Raw genomic sequence first — 1,780 nt, forward strand, 5'->3', positions numbered from 1 at the left:
ATAAGCGGGAAGCTTACTGCTTAAATAAGAACGTAAAATATCTGGGGAAATTGACGAAGCTCCAATAATATATGCGACTAACTCGGGAGTATTGTTATGCAATGGGGTTGCGATGACCAAGGCCTGATCTACCTCGGAAAATGTAGTCAATTGATGACTGATCTCCTGAAGCTCGATACGATATCCTCTGAGTTTTACCTGATGGTCATTACGGCCGATGAACTCTAAGTTTCCATCGGGTAACCAACGTGCCAAATCACCGGTCTTATACAAGGTGGCTCCTTCTGTAAAGGGACTCGAAATAAAGCGCTCTTGAGTTAATAGCGGACGATTAAAGTAACCGGAAGCAACGCCGCTTCCTTCTATATATAACTCTCCAATAACACCGGAAGGAACCAAGGTCATAGCAGAAGACAATAGATAAAAACGGGTATTTGCAATAGGTTTTCCTATAGGTATACTACCTTTATAAGGTACTGTGGTAGCGATTCGGTAACAACTGCTATAGGTGGTGTCTTCGGAAGGACCGTATAAATTACGCAACTCAATAGAACTTCCTTTGAAGTGGTCAATTAACCCTATAGGTATTACTTCTCCTGCCATATTAATCGCAGTGACCCCATCAAAACATGCATGCTCATCTACTAAAGATTGTACTACCGAAGGTACGGTGTTGATCAATATTCCCCTGTCTTGGGTTAGGTAATCTGCGATCTTTAAGCCGTTAGGTAATATACGAAGTGTCTTTCCTATACTTAAAGGATAGAACATCTCATAAACGGAAAGATCAAAACAATGAGAGGTTGCTGCATACATTATTTGAAACGCGGTGTCTTTAAACTCCTCTGCAGACCACTGCAATAAGGAAGCAACATTACCGTGGGTGAGCTGTACACCTTTGGGTTTTCCGGTAGAACCAGACGTATAAATCAAATAGGCTAGATCATCAGAAGATATCATCATATCAACAGATGATGTAGCATAGGTATGCTGAAGTGACTCAAACTCATTTAGAAAAGCACTGTCTATTAAAAACAGACAATCGCTGTCTCTCTCTATCTCGGTGATGCGTGCTGAAGGATAGGTTATATCGATAGGTACATAGGTTCCGCCAGCCTTCAGAATTGCCAGTAAAGAGATCAACAACCATTCATCACGAACCAGTTTAACCCCTATACGGGGGTGTGTTACACCTGAGCTCTGCGCTAAAAGATGGTGGCTTAACTGGTTGGAAACAGTATCTAAAGTTGCATAATCTATACTCCTGTCTTCACAGATTAAGGCAATCAAATCAGGGGTGCTGGATGCCTGAGAACTAAACAAACTTACTAGGGTTTGATCGGTAGCATAGGCTACTTCGGTAGCATTGTACCCCTGGAGTAATTTCTGTTGTTCTGACTCTGAAAGGATTGTGATTTCTGATAGTTTTACAGAAGGATTGGCAATGACGCTCTCTAAAATACAACGCAGATAGCCAATCAAGCGTTGAATGGTGGCTTCGGTGAATAATGAGGTAGCATAACTGATAGAGAAGTAAACATCATTACTATCTTCAGTAATCGTTAGACTTAAATCAAACTTGGAAACACCATCGCCGCTGTTACCGTAAGAATCTATAGCGAGTGTCTCTGTAGCATCTGAGGCTTCGCCAGTGTCCTTGAAATAAGAAAACAATACATCAAATAATGGGTTACGACTGGTATCACGTTGCAAACGAAGGGCTTCTACCAGATCTTCATATTGGTATAACTGATGATCAAATGCAGAAAGGGTGTGCTGT

The 1,780-nt window shown here is 41.5% G+C and carries 1 protein-coding gene; it reads right to left on the reverse strand.

Annotation, left to right across the window (positions count from 1 at the left end; genetic code table 11):
- Positions 1-1,780, reverse strand: a 1,780-nt coding sequence (locus tag WBG07_RS19285; RefSeq protein WP_340203759.1) for a non-ribosomal peptide synthetase, incomplete at both ends; no start/stop codon positions are given.

The organism is Ascidiimonas meishanensis (genome assembly GCF_037782385.1).
GTDB lineage: Bacteria > Bacteroidota > Bacteroidia > Flavobacteriales > Flavobacteriaceae > Ascidiimonas > Ascidiimonas meishanensis.